At 66.4% G+C, this 17,245-nt stretch carries 17 protein-coding genes; 5 read left to right on the top strand and 12 right to left on the bottom strand.

The window, feature by feature from the left end; all coding sequences use genetic code 11:
- Window positions 1-175 precede the first annotated feature (175 nt).
- Window positions 176-412, top strand: a complete 237-nt coding sequence (locus Q0P59_RS16425) for a hypothetical protein (RefSeq protein ID WP_295008264.1) — start codon at window positions 176-178, stop codon at window positions 410-412.
- A gap of 9 nt (window positions 413-421) precedes the next feature.
- The gene (locus Q0P59_RS16420; protein WP_295008262.1) at window positions 422-979 is read left to right on the top strand and encodes a 1-acyl-sn-glycerol-3-phosphate acyltransferase; all 558 of its coding nucleotides are present in this window, start codon (window positions 422-424) and stop codon (window positions 977-979) included.
- Window positions 980-982: 3 nt separating this feature from the next.
- Here the strand turns inward: Q0P59_RS16420 and Q0P59_RS16415 are convergent, their stop codons facing one another.
- Genes Q0P59_RS16415 through Q0P59_RS16390 form a run of 6 tightly spaced genes read right to left on the bottom strand, consistent with a single transcriptional unit; the run spans window position 983 to window position 5,669 of the window.
- The gene (locus tag Q0P59_RS16415) at window positions 983-1,198 is read right to left on the bottom strand and encodes an RNA-binding S4 domain-containing protein (RefSeq protein WP_295008260.1); all 216 of its coding nucleotides are present in this window, start codon (window positions 1,196-1,198) and stop codon (window positions 983-985) included.
- Entirely contained in the window at window positions 1,195-1,845 is a 651-nt protein-coding gene (locus tag Q0P59_RS16410; protein ID WP_295008258.1) for a lactate utilization protein C, read from the bottom strand. Before Q0P59_RS16410 ends, Q0P59_RS16415 begins: the two co-directional genes overlap by 4 nt.
- A complete protein-coding gene (locus Q0P59_RS16405; RefSeq protein WP_295008272.1) occupies window positions 1,842-2,753 on the bottom strand; it encodes a D-2-hydroxyacid dehydrogenase in 912 nt (303 codons plus the stop codon). The genes Q0P59_RS16410 and Q0P59_RS16405 overlap by 4 nt, the downstream gene beginning before the upstream one ends.
- Window positions 2,754-2,797: 44 nt before the next feature.
- On the bottom strand, window positions 2,798-3,496 hold the full coding sequence (locus tag Q0P59_RS16400; protein WP_295008256.1) for an aldehyde dehydrogenase family protein: 699 nt from the start codon (window positions 3,494-3,496) through the stop codon (window positions 2,798-2,800).
- Between the two features lie 2 nt (window positions 3,497-3,498).
- The gene (locus tag Q0P59_RS16395) at window positions 3,499-4,944 is read right to left on the bottom strand and encodes a LutB/LldF family L-lactate oxidation iron-sulfur protein (protein ID WP_366090978.1); all 1,446 of its coding nucleotides are present in this window, start codon (window positions 4,942-4,944) and stop codon (window positions 3,499-3,501) included.
- Window positions 4,941-5,669, bottom strand: coding sequence for a (Fe-S)-binding protein (locus Q0P59_RS16390; protein WP_295008254.1), 729 nt, complete (start codon window positions 5,667-5,669; stop codon window positions 4,941-4,943). The genes Q0P59_RS16395 and Q0P59_RS16390 overlap by 4 nt, the downstream gene beginning before the upstream one ends.
- A 131-nt stretch (window positions 5,670-5,800) precedes the next feature.
- On the opposite strand from Q0P59_RS16390, the gene Q0P59_RS16385 reads away from it, so the two are divergent.
- Window positions 5,801-6,529, top strand: a complete 729-nt coding sequence (locus Q0P59_RS16385) for an IclR family transcriptional regulator (RefSeq protein ID WP_295008269.1) — start codon at window positions 5,801-5,803, stop codon at window positions 6,527-6,529.
- Window positions 6,530-6,592: 63 nt separating this feature from the next.
- Here Q0P59_RS16385 and pbpG read toward each other — a convergent pair whose 3' ends face one another.
- Together pbpG and Q0P59_RS16375 are read right to left on the bottom strand one after the other, a co-directional pair.
- Window positions 6,593-7,699 carry a D-alanyl-D-alanine endopeptidase gene (gene pbpG, locus Q0P59_RS16380; protein ID WP_295008252.1) on the bottom strand — a complete coding sequence of 369 codons (1,107 nt, stop codon included), beginning with the start codon at window positions 7,697-7,699 and terminating at the stop codon, window positions 6,593-6,595.
- A 102-nt stretch (window positions 7,700-7,801) separates the two neighbouring features.
- Window positions 7,802-10,081 (bottom strand): NADP-dependent malic enzyme, encoded by a 2,280-nt coding sequence (locus tag Q0P59_RS16375; RefSeq protein ID WP_295008250.1) that lies wholly within the window; start codon window positions 10,079-10,081, stop codon window positions 7,802-7,804.
- Window positions 10,082-10,328: 247 nt separating this feature from the next.
- On the opposite strand from Q0P59_RS16375, the gene Q0P59_RS16370 reads away from it, so the two are divergent.
- Together Q0P59_RS16370 and Q0P59_RS16365 are read left to right on the top strand one after the other, a co-directional pair.
- On the top strand, window positions 10,329-12,173 hold the full coding sequence (locus Q0P59_RS16370; protein WP_295008247.1) for a phosphoenolpyruvate carboxykinase (GTP): 1,845 nt from the start codon (window positions 10,329-10,331) through the stop codon (window positions 12,171-12,173).
- 62 nt (window positions 12,174-12,235) lie between these two features.
- Entirely contained in the window at window positions 12,236-13,426 is a 1,191-nt protein-coding gene (locus tag Q0P59_RS16365; RefSeq protein ID WP_295008245.1) for a pyridoxal phosphate-dependent aminotransferase, read from the top strand.
- On the opposite strand, the gene ampD is transcribed toward Q0P59_RS16365, so the two are convergent.
- From ampD to Q0P59_RS16345, 4 genes are read right to left on the bottom strand one after another with little or no spacing between them, the layout of a single operon-like run.
- On the bottom strand, window positions 13,403-13,969 hold the full coding sequence (ampD, locus tag Q0P59_RS16360; RefSeq protein WP_295008243.1) for a 1,6-anhydro-N-acetylmuramyl-L-alanine amidase AmpD: 567 nt from the start codon (window positions 13,967-13,969) through the stop codon (window positions 13,403-13,405). The two genes, Q0P59_RS16365 and ampD, sit on opposite strands and share 24 nt — an antisense overlap.
- Window positions 13,969-15,324: a sigma-54 dependent transcriptional regulator gene (locus Q0P59_RS16355; protein WP_295008241.1), complete on the bottom strand. Its 1,356-nt coding sequence runs from the start codon at window positions 15,322-15,324 to the stop codon at window positions 13,969-13,971. The genes ampD and Q0P59_RS16355 overlap by 1 nt, the downstream gene beginning before the upstream one ends.
- Window positions 15,282-16,895: a HAMP domain-containing sensor histidine kinase gene (locus Q0P59_RS16350; protein ID WP_295008238.1), complete on the bottom strand. Its 1,614-nt coding sequence runs from the start codon at window positions 16,893-16,895 to the stop codon at window positions 15,282-15,284. Before Q0P59_RS16350 ends, Q0P59_RS16355 begins: the two co-directional genes overlap by 43 nt.
- Window positions 16,892-17,128: a PP0621 family protein gene (locus tag Q0P59_RS16345; protein WP_295008236.1), complete on the bottom strand. Its 237-nt coding sequence runs from the start codon at window positions 17,126-17,128 to the stop codon at window positions 16,892-16,894. The genes Q0P59_RS16350 and Q0P59_RS16345 overlap by 4 nt, the downstream gene beginning before the upstream one ends.
- Window positions 17,129-17,245 lie beyond the last annotated feature (117 nt).

The raw sequence follows: 17,245 nt of genomic DNA, 5'->3' as shown, positions 1-17,245 counted from the left end.
CCGTGAAATCTACCGCCACCTCTCCAACGCCGCCGACCGCATGGCCAACTGCGCCAACACCCTGCACGACATCGTGGTCAAGATGTGCTGACGAGCGTTAAAAGGAACACGACGAAAGGCATACAAGCTCTCCTACAATAGCGGCTGCAGAAAAGAAAAATCGGGGCATTCGGGCATGGAAAAGGAACACAAGGCACGCGCCGCGCAAGACCGTCGCGACGACGACTGCGGACCGCCCAGCGGCTGGAAGGAGCGGCGGCGGACCACCGAGCGGCGCATTCCGTCGGTCGAGGAGACCGACATGACGGAAGCCGAATGGCTCAACTATTTCGGCGCCAAGGAAGGCGCCGCGCCGCCCTCCGCCGAGAGCCACGACATCGCCGCCGACATCCTCGGCAAAGCCCGCGGCTGAAGCCTTTCCATGCTGCAAGCACTGGCTCGCCTGATTCTGAAAGCGCTCGGCTGGCGTCTCGTCGAACCGGCGGACCGCCCGACCAGGATGCTCATCGTCGCCTACCCGCACACCTCCAACTGGGATGCGCTGTATGCCCTGCTCACCGGCCTCGGCCTCGGGCTGCGCGCCAACTGGGCGGCCAAGGACAGCCTGTTCCGCTGGCCCTTGGGCGGCATCCTGAAAAAACTGGGCGGGATTCCGGTCAACCGCCGACAGCGCACCGGCTTTGTCGAACAGATGGCCGAACGCTTTGCCAGCGATGCGCATTGCGTGCTCATCATGGCGCCGGAAGGCACCCGCCGCCGGACCGATGGCTGGAAGAGCGGCTTCTACCGGATCGCGCTGAGCGCCGGGGTTCCGGTCGCCCTCGGCTGCGTCGACTACGCCCGGCGCGAGGCCGGCATCCTCGCCTACGTCACCCTCTGCGGCGACCCGGCCGCCGACATCGCCACGCTGGCCGGGCACTACGCCGGCCGCTCGGGCAAACATCCCGAGCTTGCTTCGCCAGTCTGCTGGCTGGACTAAGGCCTACTCGGCAACGAGTTCCACCGTTTCGCCGCCGAACAGCACCGCCTGACCCGGCCGCAGCTTGGCCCGCTTGCGGGTGTCGACCGCGCCGTCGACCCTGACCCGCCCTTCGGCGATGGCCGCATGGGCGGCGCCGCCGGACTCGCACAGGCCGGTGGCCTTGAGCAGTTGATCGAGCTGGATGAATTCGCCGCGCACGGCAAAGCGGATGGTCATGACGGGGTTCCGATCAGGATCAGATGTACGCGGCAAGGCCCGTGGGCGCCGAGGACGATGGTTTGTTCGATGTCCCCGGTCCGCGACGGGCCGGAAACGAAGTTGATGGCGCGCGGAATCTCGCCCCGCTCGGCGCGCAGCAGGGCGAAGGCGTCTTCCATCGTGGCGACGATACGCGACGTATCGACCAGCGCGATGTGGGTTTCCGGCAGCAGGCTGACGGTAGCCGGCGAATCCGGCGCGGAAAGCAGCATCAGCGTCCCGGTTTCGGCCACCGCGCAAAAACAGGCGGTGACGCCGATCCGGTCGGCATCGACCGCCGCCCGTGCGACGCCCTGCAGGCCGTTGCCCCCCCACGCCAGGTCGGCCACATCCGGCGTCATGACGATTTCCGGGCGCAGATTCTGCGCGGCGATATAACGCGCCACCGCTGCCGGCGCCGCCCGGCGATCGGGCACCGTATCGACAGTGCTCGACAGGCTTTCCGCCTTGGCCCGAAAACGTTTGGCCAGATCGCCCGCCAGGACCGGCTGCGGCCCGCGTTCCCGCGCCGCCAGCAGCGCCTGCGCGGCAGCCTTGCGCTGTGCGAAACCGTCCTTGCCGACGCCCTGCCGGACGCGTCCGAGAATCTCGTCCCTGGCCGTCATGCCACCCGGTTCCTTGGCGTACCCGCCGCGAAGGCTTCGATGTTGTCGACCAGCTGATCGGCCAGGGTCTGCATGGCCGGCCGGCTGGACCACGCGACATGCGGCGTCAGCAGGAAGTTCGGCAGCGCCAGCAGCGCCGGATCGAGCAGCGGATGATCGGCGGCCGGCGGCTCGGCAGTGAGCACGTCGAAGCCGGCGCCGCCTATCCAGCCCTCCCGCAATGCCCGTACCAGCGCCGCTTCGTCGACGATGCCGCCGCGCGCCGTGTTGATGAGCAGCGCCGAAGCGCGCATGGCCCGCAGCTCGGTTTCGCCGATCAGTCCTTGCGTTTCGGGCGTCAGCGGGCAATGCAGACTGATCGCGTCGGCCTGCGCCAGCACATCGTCGAAGGCCGTATAGCCGGCGCGCACGGTGGTCGCCCCCTTGCGCTCCGCGCGCAGCACGCGCATCCCGAAAGCCTCGGCCAGGCGCGCAACACCGTTGCCGAGCGTGCCGCCGCCGATCAGGCCGAGCGTGGCGCCGTGCAGGTCGCGGATCGGATGGTCGAACAGGCACCACTGGCCCGACTTCTGCCAGCCGCCGGCGATCACCGTTTCCCGCCAGGCCACGAGGTTGCGCGTCAGCGCCAGGAGCAGCGACATGACGTGCTCGGGCACGGTATGCACGGCATAGCCGCGAATGTTGGAGACGACGATGCCGCGCGCCTTGCACGCCGCGAGATCGACGCAGTTGGTGCCGGTCGCCGCGACGGCGATCATTTTCAGGTCGGGCAGCCGGTCGAGCGTCGCGGCATCGAGCCTCACCTTGTTGATGAGGGCGATGGCAGCCCCGGCCAGGCGCTCGACCACCTCGTCCGGGCGGGTCTGGCCGTACTCGACCCAGTCGTGGGCAAAGGCCGGACGGCGCATGCCAGGAACGACGAAGTCGCCCTCGAGTTGGACGATGCGCACCGTCAGAGCGCCTTCATGTCGAAGGACTTGCCGGCCGCGGCGGCCATCGCGCCGACCTGCTCCCCCAGGGCGGCGTTGCCGCAATAGAGCAGGCGGTCGACGGTACTGGCGCACAGGCCCTCGATCGCGGCGGCGTCGCCCTGCAACAGGTTGACCACGCCGGCCGGCCATTCTTCGCGTGCCGTCAGCTCGCACAGCGCGAACACCGCCGACGGCGCCTTCGGGCTCGGCTTGACGACCAGGGTGGCGCCAGCCATCAGGGCGGGGGCCATGGTTTCCGCAAAAGCGGCCAGCGGGCGGCTGGCATCGAGCACGATGCCCAGCACGCCGGTCTGCCCGACCTGGGTGCCGCGCAATGCGGCAACCGCCTCGCCGACTTCGGCCGTGGCCCGCGCTTCGTCGAAGCCGCACTCCTGGATCAGCAACTTGGCGAAATGGCCGGTATAGCGGTCGAGCCCCTGGGCAAGCCGCTCCAGGCAGACGCGACGGGCCGGCACGCCCATCATCGCCCACGCCGGTTGCGCGGCCTGGGCGGCTTTCACGGCCTCGGCTGCCTCGTCGGCGCCGCACAGCGGCACACGTCGCAGCCCTTCGCCGGTCGCCGGGTTGGTGACGGTGAAGAAATCCGGGGTCACGGTCAAAAAGGCGTGACCGTTCACCCACATGGGGATGGCCATCGGGCCATCGGGCGTAAATTCCATGCTCAAGCTCGCTTTCTTGCTTTGTAGAGTTCGTTGAAGGTGCGGCCGGCGGCCACCGGCAGGTCGCGCCCGGCGCTCCAGCCCGGCGCCAGGCCGAAAATGCGGATACGGCCGCTGTCGTCGGCCAGCCAGTTCAGGTAGCGCACCGCCCGCCGCATCATCCAGCGGTAGAGGGCCGGACGACCGGCCAGCCAGGCCCAGGCCTTGAGCATGAAACGCTCCGACCACGGGCGCAGGCCGCGCTCGACCTGCTCCTCGCGCAGGCGGTGCATCAGTCTGGGCAAGGGTATGCGCACCGGGCAGACGCTGCCGCACTGGTTGCAGCCGGTGGAGGCGTGCGGCAGGTCGAGGGCGTTTTCGATGCCCGTATAGAGCGGCGTCAGCACCGAACCCATCGGCCCGGGATAGACCCAGCCGTAGGCGTGGCCGCCGAGCGAGAAATACACCGGGCAGTGGTTCATGCAGGCGCCGCAGCGGATGCAGCGCAGCATGTCCTGGTAGGCCGAACCGAGCAGATTGGCGCGGCCGTTGTCGACCAGGATGAACACTGTCTTTTCCGGGCCGTCGCAGTCGCCTTCGCGCTTGGTGCCGGTCAGCAGCGACACGTAGTTGGAAATGCTCTGGCCGGTTGCCGAGCGCGGCAGCAGGCGCATCAGGGTGGCGAAGTCCTCCAGCGTCGGCACGATCTTCTCGATCCCGGTGACCACCACATGCACCTTGGGCAGGGTCGTCACCATGCGGCCGTTGCCTTCGTTGGTGACCAGCGCCGCCGTTCCGCTCTCGGCGATCAGGAAATTGGCGCCGGAGATGCCCATTTCCGCCGTCAGGAAGTGCTGGCGCAGCACCTCGCGCGCCTCGCGGGTGAGGTCGGGAATATCGGCCGAGGTCCGCGTTTCGACCGGCCGGCCATGCTCGGCGGCGAACAGGGCCTCGACCTCCTCCAGTGTTTTGTGGATTGCCGGGGCGATGATGTGCGACGGCGTTTCGCCGGCCAGCTGGACGATGTACTCGCCCAGGTCGGTTTCCACCGGCCGGATGCCGGCCTCGGCCAGCGCCTCGTTGAGGTGCGCCTCCTCGGAGAGCATGGACTTCGACTTGGTGGCCTTGGTCACCCCGTGGCGGCGGGCGATATCGACCACCAGGCGGCCGACTTCCTCGCCGTCGCGGGCCCACAGCACTTCGGCGCCGGTCGCCGTGGCCCGTTCCTCGAAAATATCGAGCCAGACATCGAGATCGGCCAGCGTCCGGTTGCGGATGCTCTCGCAGGCGCTGCGCAGGGTCTCGAAATCGAGGGCGTCGTCGGCCAGCGCCGCGATGCCCTTGGCCCGCTTGCCGACGAACAGCGGCTTGGCTTTCTGCAAGGCCCGCTGCAGGACGGGGTTGCGCACCTTCTCGCCGGCCCGCGCCTGGAAATGCATGGCCTGCGAATGTTTCGCGGCAGCCGTCACGCGTCGCCCCCGGCCAGCACTTCGGCGATGTGCAGGACGCGCGTCGTTTCGTCGCCGCGGCGGCGCAGGCGGCCTTCGATATTCATCAGGCAACCGAGGTCGCCGCCGACGACGGCATCCGCCCCCGCGCCGGCAATCGAATCGCATTTGCGGTCGACGATGCGGGTCGAGACATCGCCGAACTTCACGGAAAAGGCGCCGCCGAAACCGCAGCATTCCTCGCACTCGCCCATTTCCTTGAGCGCCAGGCCCGGCACCAGCCCCAGCAAGTCGCGCGGCTGCCGCTTGATGCCCAGGCCACGCAAGCCCTTGCACGAATCGTGATAGGTCACGCTGCCGTCGAAGGCGCCGGGCACCGCCGACACCTTGAGCACATCGGCCAGAAAGCTGGTCAGCTCGTGAGTCCGCCCGGCCAGCGTGCGCGCCCGCGGCCCCCAGTCGGGGTCGTCGGCGAACAGCTGCGGATAGACGTTGCGCACCTGGTCGGCGCACGAGCCGGAGGGAATGACCACATGATCGAAGGCCTCCAGTTCGGCGATCGCCTTCTTCGCCAGGTCGGCGGCAAGCTCGCGCTCGCCGGCACTCCAGGCCGGCTGGCCGCAGCAGGTTTGTCCTTCAGGAACAATCACTTCGCAGCCGGCGTCCTCAAGCAGGCGCAAGGCGGCAAATCCGACTGACGGTCGCATCAGGTCGACCAGACAGGTGACGTAGAGAGCTAAGCGCATGCTAATATTGCGGCGCACAAGAAAAGTGAAGTGGCTAATGCTACTCAAACCACACCAATAAAGGAATCCAGTTGTCCGAAGCAGCCAACGGGTCCGGCAAAGCCCCCGGATCCATCCAGGTCATCGAGCGCATGATGTCGTTGCTCGATGCGCTCGCCGCATCGCCCGATGCCGCCAGCCTGAAACATTTGGCACTCGCCACCGAACTCCATCCGTCGACGGCGCACCGCATTCTGGCAGCCATGAACGCCGCCCGCTTTGTCGAACGTCAAGACACCGGCACTTACCGCCTCGGCATCCGTCTTCTCGAACTGGGCAACATCGTCAAGTCGCGCATCAACGTCCGCGAAGTCGCCCTGCCCTACATGCAGGAACTGCACGAGTGCATCGGCGAGGCGATCAACCTCGGCACGCGCCACGACGACGAAATCGTCTATCTCGAACGCACCTCGTCGGGCCGCGCCCTGGTGCGCGTGGTCTATCTCGTCGGCGGCCGCGCGCCGCTGCACCTGACCTCGCTCGGCAAGCTGTTCCTCGCCACCGACGGCCCCCAGCGGGTTCGCGACTACGCCAAGCGCACCGGCCTGCCCGGCAAGACGCCGCATTCGCTGACCTCGCTGGCCGCGCTGGAAAAGGAGCTGGACAAGGTCCGCCGCCACGGCATCGCCTACGACGACGAGGAAGCCGAGCTCGGCCTGAAGTGCGTCGCCGCGCCGATCCACGACGACGAAGGCAGCATCGTCGCCGCCCTCTCGGTTTCCGCCCCGGCCGACCGCCATGACCCGGACTGGGCCCTGCAGGTCAAGAAGAGCGCCGACGCCGTATCCCAGGCCCTCGGCTACACCGGCCCGCGCAAGTAGGCCACCGCGCCCCGGAATGAAAAAAGGCCGCTCGCAAGCGGCCTTTTTGCTGGGCGAATCCGGTCAGGCCTTGCGCCGGTCGGGCCCCAGCGAGGCGCTTTCCATCCAGCGCTTGATCCGCTGCGCATCGCCGACCCGGGTCATCTTGCCGACCGAATCGAGCAGCACGATGACGACCGGCTTGTCGGCCACGCGGGCCTGCATGACCAGGCAGCGACCGGCTTCGGAAATGTAGCCGGTCTTGGAAACGCCGATTTCCCAGTTGTCGCTGCGCACCAGGGCATTGGTGTTGTGGAAGTCGCGGATGCGGCCATTCAGCTCGACCTTGGCCTCGGCGGTGGTCGAATACTGGCGAATTTCGGGATAGCGCGCGGCGGCAGCAACCATGCGGGCCAGGTCGTGCGCCGTCGACACATTGTTGCTCGACAAGCCGGTCGGCTCCTCGAAACGCGAGTGGAACATGCCCAGCGCGTGGGATTTCTTGTTCATGGCCTGGACGAAGGCCGGCAAGCCGCCCGGATAGTGGCGTCCCAGGGCATTGGCGGCGCGGTTTTCCGACGACATCAGGGCCAGCAGCATGGCCGCTTCGCGGGTCATCGTCGTCCCCACCGGCAGGCGCGAACGCGTTCCCTTCAGGCCATCGACATCTTCCTCGCCGATGGAGATGACTTCCTGCAGGTCGAGCTTGGCGTCCAGCACGACCATGGCGGTCATCAGCTTGGAAATCGAGGCGATGGGAACCACGGCGTCGGGCTGCTTCTCGAGCAGCGGCTGGCCGCTGCTCTGGTCGATGACCAGCGCGGAAGCGGAATACAGCGCCAAGCGGCGCGGATCGGCATCCAGTTCGGACATGGCCGCGTGGCGAACCGGCCTGGCCTGGGGCTTGGCGGCGACCAGCGCGGACTTTCCGGAGGATTTCGTGGTGCCCGCAACGGCCTGCCTGGCCGAGGATTTGGCGGCGACAGCCTTGCCCTGCGCGGCCTTGCCCGCCGACTTGACCGATTTAGCAGCCGGCTTGCTGGCGGAACTGGCCGCAACCGGCGCCTTCTTGGCCGCCTTTTTCTGGGCGCCCTGCTCGACCTTCTTGGTCTGCGCCGCGAGAACGGGGGTTTGTACGCACAAACCCAGAACGGCGCCGACCAGCAAGGCAGACTTCAATTTCTGCATCATTCAACATCTCCTGCCAATTGTGGCAATTTTACCCCAGTTTAGCAGGAGACGAAGAATTTTCAATAAAAATAAGCAGATACAAAAGCAAATTAAAGCAACGACTTAGCCTGCATCGACCACGGTGAGCGCCGTCATATTAACAATGCGACGCACTGTGGCAGTCGGCGTCAGGATGTTCACCGGTTTCGCCGCGCCGAGCAGGATGGGGCCGACCGTCAGGTTGTCGCCGGCGGCCACCTTGAGCAGGTTGAACGAGATGTTGGCGGCATCGAGCGTCGGCATCACCAGCAGGTTGGCCTGCCCCTTGAGGCGGGAGTTCGGGAAGGCCTTCAGGCGGATCTGCTCGTCGAGCGCCGCATCGCCGTGCATTTCGCCCTCGACTTCCAGCTCCGGGGCGCGCTGGCTGAGCCTGTCCAGCACGTCGCGCATCTTCAGCGAGGTCGGCGTATCTTCCGTGCCGAAGGTCGAATGCGACAGCAGGGCCACTTTCGGCGTGACGCCGAAGTTGCGGATCTCCTCGGCGGCGAGCAGGGTCATCTCGGCCAGCTGTTCGGCGCTCGGGTCGTAATTGACGTAGGTATCGCCGATGAACACCGTGCGCTCCGGCAGCATCAGCAGGTTCATCGCGTAGTAGCGATCGTGGCTGGCGCGCATGCCGATCACGCTCTGCACGTACTCGCGGTGCGTCTCGTGGCGGCCGAAGGTGCCGCAGATCAGGCCGTCGGCGTAACCGAGATGCACCATCAGCGAACCGTACAGCGTATTGCGGCGGCGCACCTCGCGCCGGGCGAACTCGGGCGAAACCCCCTTGCGCTCCATCAGGCGGTGGTAGGTCGTGCAGAATTCCTCGTAGTGCGCATCGAAGAAAGCGCAATTCTCGGAGTGGACGATCTCGAAGTCCTCGCCTTCGCGAATGCGCAGGCCGGCCTGTTCGATGCGCCGGTTGATCTCGTCGTGGCGGCCGATCAGCACCGGCCAGGCGATGCCTTCGTCGCGCACCACCTGCACGGCGCGCAGCACGCGCTCGTCCTCGCCCTCGGCGAAGACGATGCGCTTGGGCGCCAGCTTGGCCTGCGAGAACACCGGCTTCATGATCATGCCGGAGTGGTAGACGAATTCGTTGAGGCCCTGGATGTAGGCATCCCAGTCCTGGATCGGGCGCGTGGCGACGCCGGAGTCCATGCCCGCCTTGGCCACGGCCGGCGCGATCTTGACGATCAGGCGCGGGTCGAAGGGGTTGGGGATCAGGTATTCCGGGCCGAAGCTGGCGACTTTCTCGCCATAGGCGCGGGCCGCGACTTCCGACTGCTCGGCGCGGGCCAGCTCGGCGATGGCCTTGACCGCCGCCATCTTCATTTCCTCGGTGATCGTCGTCGCGCCGACGTCGAGCGCACCACGGAAGATGAAGGGGAAACACAGCACGTTGTTGACCTGGTTCGGATAGTCCGAGCGGCCGGTGCAGATGATGGCGTCGTCGCGCACGGCCTTGACCAGCTCCGGCGAGATTTCCGGGGTCGGGTTGGCGAGGGCCATGATGACCGGCTGCGGCGCCATTTTGGCGACCATCTCCTGCTTCAACACGCCGCCGGCGGACAGGCCGAGGAAGACGTCGGCGCCGGCGATGACTTCGCCCAGCGTGCGGGCATCGGTCTTCTTGACGTAGCGCGCCTTGATCTCGTCCATTTCCTCGACGCGGCCTTCGTAGACCAGGCCCTTGATGTCGGTGACCCAGATGTTCTCGACCGGGGCGCCGAGCATGACCAGCAGGTCGAGACAGGCGAGCGCCGCGGCGCCGGCGCCGGAGGTGACGATCTTGACCTTGGAAAGATCCTTGCCGATCAGGTGCAGGCCATTGAGGATGGCGGCGCCGACAACGATGGCGGTACCGTGCTGGTCGTCGTGGAAGACGGGAATCTTCATGCGCTCGCGGAGCTTCTTCTCGATGTAGAAGCACTCCGGGGCCTTGATGTCTTCGAGGTTGATGCCGCCGAAGGTCGGCTCCAGCGAGGCGATGGTGTCGATCAGCTTGTCCGGGTCGCGCTCTTCGATTTCGAGGTCGAAGACGTCGATGTTGGCGAATTTCTTGAAGAGGACGCCCTTGCCTTCCATGACCGGCTTGGCGGCCAGCGGGCCGATGGGGCCGAGGCCGAGGACGGCGGTGCCGTTGGTGATGACGCCGACCAGGTTGGCGCGCGACGTGAGGGTGCTGGCTTCGGACGGGTCGGCGACGATTTCTTCGCAGGCGTAGGCGACGCCGGGGGAGTAAGCCAGCGACAGGTCGTACTGGTTGGTCAGCTGCTTGATCGGCGTGACCGCAATCTTCCCGGGCTTCGGCTGGCGGTGATAGTAGAGCGCTGCTTCACGTAACTGGCGAGGGTCCATTCTTGTCTCCGTTTTACATTATGAAATGCCATCTCGAATTACGGAATATCTTAGCATGCGATGCGTGAAATTTCACACTATCGGATATCACGTAGCTCGTCACGTCAAGTAGATGTTTACCCTAATTTGATGCATAATTACGCGCTTCCCAGCCGACGGCCTCCAGCCGCTCGAAGTCTTGGTGGCAGTTCCCGGCGACTGGCGTGAAACCTAGCTTTATCAGCAACTTAGAGAGAGACATATCGCCATGACCGCACCGCTGAACGCGCCCGATTACGTCAAACACGAAGGCCTGAAAAAATGGGTCGCCGACATTGCCGCCCTGACCCAGCCCGACCATATCCACTGGGCTGACGGCACCCAGGAAGAATACGACCGCCTGTGCGCCGAAATGGTCAAGGCCGGCACCCTGATCAAGCTCAACGAAGCCAAGCGCCCGAATTCCTACCTCGCCTTCTCCGACCCGTCCGACGTCGCCCGCGTCGAAGACCGCACCTACATCTGCTCCGAGAAGAAGGAAGACGCCGGCCCGACCAACAACTGGGAAGAGCCCGCCAAGATGCGCGAGACCCTCAACGGCCTGTTCAAGGGCTGCATGAAGGGCCGCACGATGTACGTCATCCCGTTCTCGATGGGCCCGCTCGGTTCGCCGATCGCCCACATCGGCGTCGAAATCTCCGATTCCGCCTACGTCGTCGTCAACATGCGCACCATGACCCGCATGGGCAAGGCCGTCCATGACGTCCTCGGCACCGACGGCGAATTCGTGCCCTGCGTGCACACCGTCGGCGCCCCGCTCGAAGCCGGCCAGCAGGATGCCAAGTGGCCGTGCAACCCGACCGTCAAGTACATCGTGCACTACCCGGAAACCCGTGAAATCTGGTCCTACGGCTCCGGCTACGGCGGCAACGCCCTGCTCGGCAAGAAGTGCTTCGCGCTGCGCATCGCGTCCACCATGGCCCGCGACCAGGGCTGGCTGGCCGAACACATGCTCATCCTCGGCGTCGAATCGCCGGAAGGCGAGAAGTCCTACGTCGCCGCCGCCTTCCCGTCGGCCTGCGGCAAGACCAACTTCGCCATGCTGATCCCGCCGAAGACCCTCGACGGCTGGAAGATCACCACCATCGGCGACGACATCGCCTGGATCAAGCCGCGCGTCGATGCCGACGGCGTCACCCGCTTCTACGCCATCAACCCGGAAGCCGGCTTCTTCGGCGTCGCCCCGGGCACCAGCGAGAAGACCAACTTCAACGCCCTGGCTACCCTCAAGGAAAACATCATCTTCACCAACGTCGCGCTGACCGACGATGGCGACGTGTGGTGGGAAGGCCTGACCAAGCAGGCACCGGATCACCTGATCGACTGGCAGGGCAACGACTGGACGCCGGAAGACGGCAAGGCCGGCAAGAAGGCCGCCCACGCCAACTCCCGCTTCACCGCCCCGGCCGGCCAGTGCCCGTCGGTCGATGCCGCCTGGGAAGACCCGGCCGGCGTGCCGATTTCCGCCTTCATCTTCGGCGGCCGCCGCGCCACCACCGTGCCGCTGGTGTACCAGGCCTTCAACTGGAACTACGGCGTCTACATGGCCGCCACGCTGGGCTCCGAGACCACTGCCGCCGCCTTCGGACAGCAGGGCGTCGTCCGCCGCGACCCGTTCGCCATGCTGCCGTTCTGCGGCTACCACATGGGCGATTACTTCAACCACTGGCTGAAGATGGGCAAGACCGTCGATGCCACCCCGAAGATCTTCTGCGTGAACTGGTTCCGCATGAACGAGAAGGGCGAATTCATGTGGCCGGGCTTCGGCGACAACATGCGCGTCCTGAAGTGGATCGTCCAGCGTTGCAAGGGCACCGTCGCCGCCAAGGAAACCGTGCTCGGCTGGATGCCGAAGTTCGAGGACATCGACTGGACCGGCCTGGAAATCAACAAGGACGAGTTCGAGGCGCTGACCACCATCGACGCCGACGCCTGGAAGTCCGAACTGGCCGGCCACAAGGAGTGGTTCGACAAGATGGGCGAGAAGATGCCGCGCGAACTCGTGCTCAAGCGCGAACTGTTCGAAATGGGCATCTTCAAGGATGCAGCCTGATCCTCGCTTAGGCTAAGATCGAACGGCCACCTCAGGGTGGCCGTTTTCATTTGAGGAATGCCATGACCTACCGCCCCGCCCGCCGCCTGGCCGACATCCAGCCCTTCCACGTCGTCGAACTGCTGACCCGCGCCCGCCAGCTGGAAGCCGAGGGGCGCGACATCATCCACATGGAGGTCGGCGAGCCCGACTTCCCGACCCCGAAACCGATCGCCGAAGCCGCCATCGCCGCCATCCGCCAGCACAAGACGCTGTACACCCAGGCCCTCGGCCTGCCCGAGCTGCGCGCGGCGATTTCGGCCTTCTATCGCGAACGTTATGGAGCGACGGTGCCGGCCAGCCGCATCGCCATCACCAACGGCGCTTCCGGCGCGCTGAACCTGGCCTTCGCGGCCCTGGCCAATCCCGGCGACGAATGGCTGCTGGCCGATCCCGGCTACCCCTGCAACCGCCACATCCTGCGCACCTACGAAGGCGTGCCGCGCGGCATCCCGGTCGGCGCGGAGAGCAATTTCCAGCCGACGCCGGAACAGGTCGCCGCAAACTGGAACGAGCGCACCGCCGGGCTGCTCGTCGCCTCGCCGGCCAATCCGACCGGCACCTTGCTGACTGCGGGCCAGATCGACGCGCTTGCGGCCGTGTGCCGAGCCAAAGGTGGGCATTTCCTGGTCGACGAGATTTATCACGGACTGACGTACGCCCCGAAGGAAGTCGTCTTGGGAGACGAGCTTGACGCCCCCTCCGCCTGCGCCGCCGGCGACGACATCTGGGTCATCAACAGCTTCTCGAAATATTTCCAGATGACCGGCTGGCGTCTCGGCTGGATGGTCATTCCGGAGCCTTACGTGCGCGATGTCGAGAAACTGGCGCAGAACCTGACGCTGTGCCCGTCGACGCCGACCCAGTACGCCGCGCTGGCGGCCTTCGCCCCGGAAACCATCGCCATCCTCGAGGAACGCCGGGCCGAATTCCGGCGTCGGCGCGACTTCCTGGCGCCGGCGCTGGAAGCCATCGGCTTTCGCGTCACCGCCCGCCCGGAAGGCGCGTTCTACCTGTATTGCGATTGCTCGGCGCTGGCCGCCGACAGCTTCGCGCTGGCCCGCGAGCTGCTGGAAAAAGCCGGTGTCGCCGCGACGCCGGGGCTCGATTTCGGCAGCAACGAGCCGGAAAAGCACATCCGTTTCGCCTACACGACGGGCATTCCCCGCCTGGCCGAGGCCGTCCGCCGCCTAGGCGCCTACTTCGGCCGGTAAGGCCAGGTCGGCGTGGCGGGCAGCCAGGGCTGCCCAGTCGAAATACGGCCCCGGATCGGTCTTGCGCCCCGGGGCGACATGGCTGTGCCCGGCGATGGCGGCGATCGGGTAGCGTTGGCGCAAGGCATCGAGCAGCGGCCACAGCGCCGCGTACTGTTCGCTCGCGAACGGTGTCGTATCGGAACCTTCCAGCTCGATGCCGACCGAGTAGTCGTTGCAGTTGTCGCGCTCGCACCAGCACGACTGCCCGGCATGCCAGGCCCGCTGGTCGCAGCCGACGAACTGGATGACCCGGCCGTCGCGCCGGACGTAGAAGTGGGCCGACACCTGCAGGCCGGCGATGGTGGCGAAATAGGGGTGGGCCTCGGGATCGAGGCGGTTCAGGAAGAAATCCTCGACCCAGTTGCCGGCGAATTCATCCGGCGGCAGGCTGATGTTGTGGATGACCACCAGCGAGACGCCGGCGCCGACCGGCCGTTCGCCGAAGTTGGGCGAAGGCAGCCAGGCAACGCCCTCCAGCCAGCCGTCATCCCGCCACGGCATTACTCGATGCCCAGGCGTTCGAGGCGATAGCGCATCGAGCGGAAGGTCACGCCGAGCAGCCGCGCCGCCGCCGTACGGTTGCCTTCGGCCTTCTGCAGCGCCTCGAGGATGGCCTGGCGCTCCAGGCGGTTCAGGTAGTCGTCCAGCGTTTCGCTGCCCCGGCCCTGGGCCTCGCCCTCGTGGATTTCCTCCGGCCCGAGATGCAGGTCGTCGACCTCGATGCTGTCGTCGGAACACAGGGCCGTCGCCCGCTCGAGGATGTTTTCCAGCTCGCGCACATTCCCGGGGAAGGAATAGAACTGCAGCGCCTTGAGGGCCGCGCCCGACAGACTGGGCGGGGTATCGCCGAAAACCCGGCGGAGGATGGCCTCGACCAGCGGCGGAATGTCCTCCAGCCGCTCGCGCAGGGGCGGCATGCGCAATTCGATGACGTTCAGGCGATAGTACAAGTCCTGGCGGAAGGCGCCCTTGTCGACCAGCTCGCGCAGGTTCTTGTGCGTCGCGCAGATGATGCGGACATCGACCGGCTCCTCGGTCACGCTGCCGACCTTGCGCACCCGCTTTTCCTGGATGGCGCGCAGCAGCTTGACCTGCATGGCGAGCGGCAGATCGGCCACTTCGTCGAGAAAGAGGGTGCCGCCGCTGGCCGCCTGGAAGAAACCTTCGCGATCGTCCTGGGCGCCGGTGAAGGCACCCTTGCGGTAGCCGAAGAACTCGCTTTCCATCAGGTTTTCGGGGATGGCGCCGCAGTTGACCGGCACGAAGGGGCTGGCCGCCCGCGCGCTGCGGCCGTGGATCAGGCGGGCCGCCAGCTCCTTGCCGCTGCCCGACTCGCCGGAGATGTAGATCGGCGCCTGGCTGCGCGCCAGCTTTTCGATCATCGTCCGCACCTGCTGCATGGCCGGTGAATCGCCGATCAGCGCCTGCAGGGGATTGGCCTCGTCCGGGCTGCCGCCCGGCAGGCGCAGCGCGGACTTGATCAGCGCCCGCAACTGCTCCAGCCCGACCGGCTTGGCCAGGTAGTCGAAGGCCCCGGCCTTCAGCGCGGCAACCGCGTTTCCCGCGCTGCCATAGGCGGTGATCACGGCAACCGGCGTCTGCGGGCAATGTTCGGTGATGTAGCGGACGATCTCCAGGCCTTCGCCGTCCGGCAGGCGCATGTCGGTCAGGCACAGCTGGAAGTCGCTGGCCTCCAGCGCCGCCCGCGCCTCGGCGACGGAACCGGCGCACTCCGTGGCCAGGCCCATCCGGGCGAGCGTCAGGTCGATCAGTTCGCGGATGTCGGCCTCGTCGTCAACGACGAGCACCCGGCTCATTTCGCCGCGTGGGCGTCGTTCGGATTTGGCAGCTGACACGTGTCGTTTCTCCCAGCAACAATAAAATGCGCCCCCTGCTTCGCGGCCGCCAGCTCGAGGCTCGCGCCGTTGGTGGCGCACAGCTCGCGGGCGATGAACAGCCCGAGGCCGGTCCCTTGCGTATGGGTGGTGAAGAAGGGTTCGAAAATCTGCTCGCGCACGGACTCCGGAATACCCGGGCCATCGTCGATCACATGCAATTCTACCCGCCCCGGGTTCGCGCCGTTCTGCAGCAGCACCCGGACCGCGCCGGGGCCGCCCGTCGAATGGCGGACGGCGTTGCTGACCAGGTTCCACAACACCTGGTGCAAATGCGAACGATCGAAACAGATCGGGAAATCGTCGCGCGCCTCGAGCACGACCACGCCGTCCGGAAAGCTCTCGCTCCCCGCAAGCTCTTCCAGGAAGGCCACGCAAAAGGCTTCGGCGGCCAGCATTTCGGGCTCGGCCCGGTTCTGGCGGCCGAGTTCCAGGATGTCCTTGACGATGCGGTCGAGGCGGATCACGTTGTCGTTGAGAATCCGCAGCAGGCGCTCCTGCATTTCGCCGCGCCGCTCTTCGCGCAGGAGCTCGCCGGCATGGCCGATGGCCGACAGCGGATTGCGGATCTCGTGGGCGATGCTCGCCGTCAGGCGCCCCAGCGAGGCCAGCTTGAGCTGCTGCGCCCGTTCCTTGATGCGCCCGAGATCCTCCAGGAAGATCAGGGCCTCGCCATCGGAACTGCTGGTGGACTCGAAACGCGCGTGCAGGTCGCGTCCGCCCGCCCGGGAAAAATTCAACTGGCCGCCCTCGCCCGTTCCCCGCCAGGCAGCCAGGGCGTCGGCCAGCGCCCGGGAACACACGGACAGGGGCGACGGCATGTCGGCATTGGGCAGGCCCAGCATCTCCTGGGCAATCGGGTTGCAGCGGATCACTCCCCCTTCCCGGCCGACGATCACCACCCCGAGCTGCACCCGCTCGACCACCCGCTGGCTGATCAATATCTGGTTGTCCAGGGCCACCCCGCGCCGCCTCGCCAGGTCTTCGTTGATCATCACCCGCTGGCCGAGCAGACGGGCCAGGATGGCCGTCGCGAAAAACCCGGCGGAAATGAGGCCGGCCTGGACAATGGTCGCCGGCTCGAACTGCTCGGCGAGAATGCCGTAAGACTGCATCAGCAGCACCGCCAGGGTGGCGACCGCCGCATAGAACAGCACCAGACGCCCGCGCCCGACCAGGCTGGCCGCCGCCAGCGAGACCAGCAGGAGGATGCCCAGCCCGCTGCCGACACCGCGCGCCTGCTGCATCAGCGCCGTGACGACGGCAATGTCGATCATCACCTGCGTCGTCAGCTGCTTGTTGAAGTGGCGATGCCAGTGCGTCGCCAGCAGCAGGCCGCCCAGGCTCGCCGCCAGGTAGAACGCCGTCAGCGCCATGATCGGCGGCGTCGGCAGGAGGTTCAGGCGGGCCGTCCATTCGTTGGGGAACAGGAGCGCCAGGCAGAACAGCAGGGCGAGAACCAGCCGGTACAGGTTGAAATACTGGAAGGAGCGCCAGCTGGCCTCCCAGGTCGACGAAAGCCAGTCGTTCATCGACGACCGGCCGAGGGGCCCAGCGCCCGGTGCGCCTCGCAGCAGAACGCCAGCCCGCCGTCGGAAATGCTGTCGCCTTCCGGCAGGTAAACCCCGCACTGCGCGCAGTTCACCATTTTTTCCGCATCCGGCGACGCCGGCCGCTGCGGCGGCGGCGCCTCGGCTGCCGCCTTGCGCTTGGACCAAACCCACCAGATCACCGCAACCAGCCCGAACAACAACAGATATTTCATCGCGTATCCCACTTTGCGTCGCCCCGCGAACTCGCCCCTTGCGCGGAAGCAACCGGAACGGCATGCGGCGCTCACCGGGAACACTCCCCGGCCAAAACATGCCATTAAATTCAAAAG

The sequence above is a fragment of the uncultured Dechloromonas sp. genome, assembly GCF_945957265.1.
In the GTDB taxonomy this organism is placed as follows: domain Bacteria; phylum Pseudomonadota; class Gammaproteobacteria; order Burkholderiales; family Rhodocyclaceae; genus Azonexus.
Note: the sequence above shows the minus strand (reverse complement) of the source record. Positions and strands in the feature narration are given on the sequence as shown.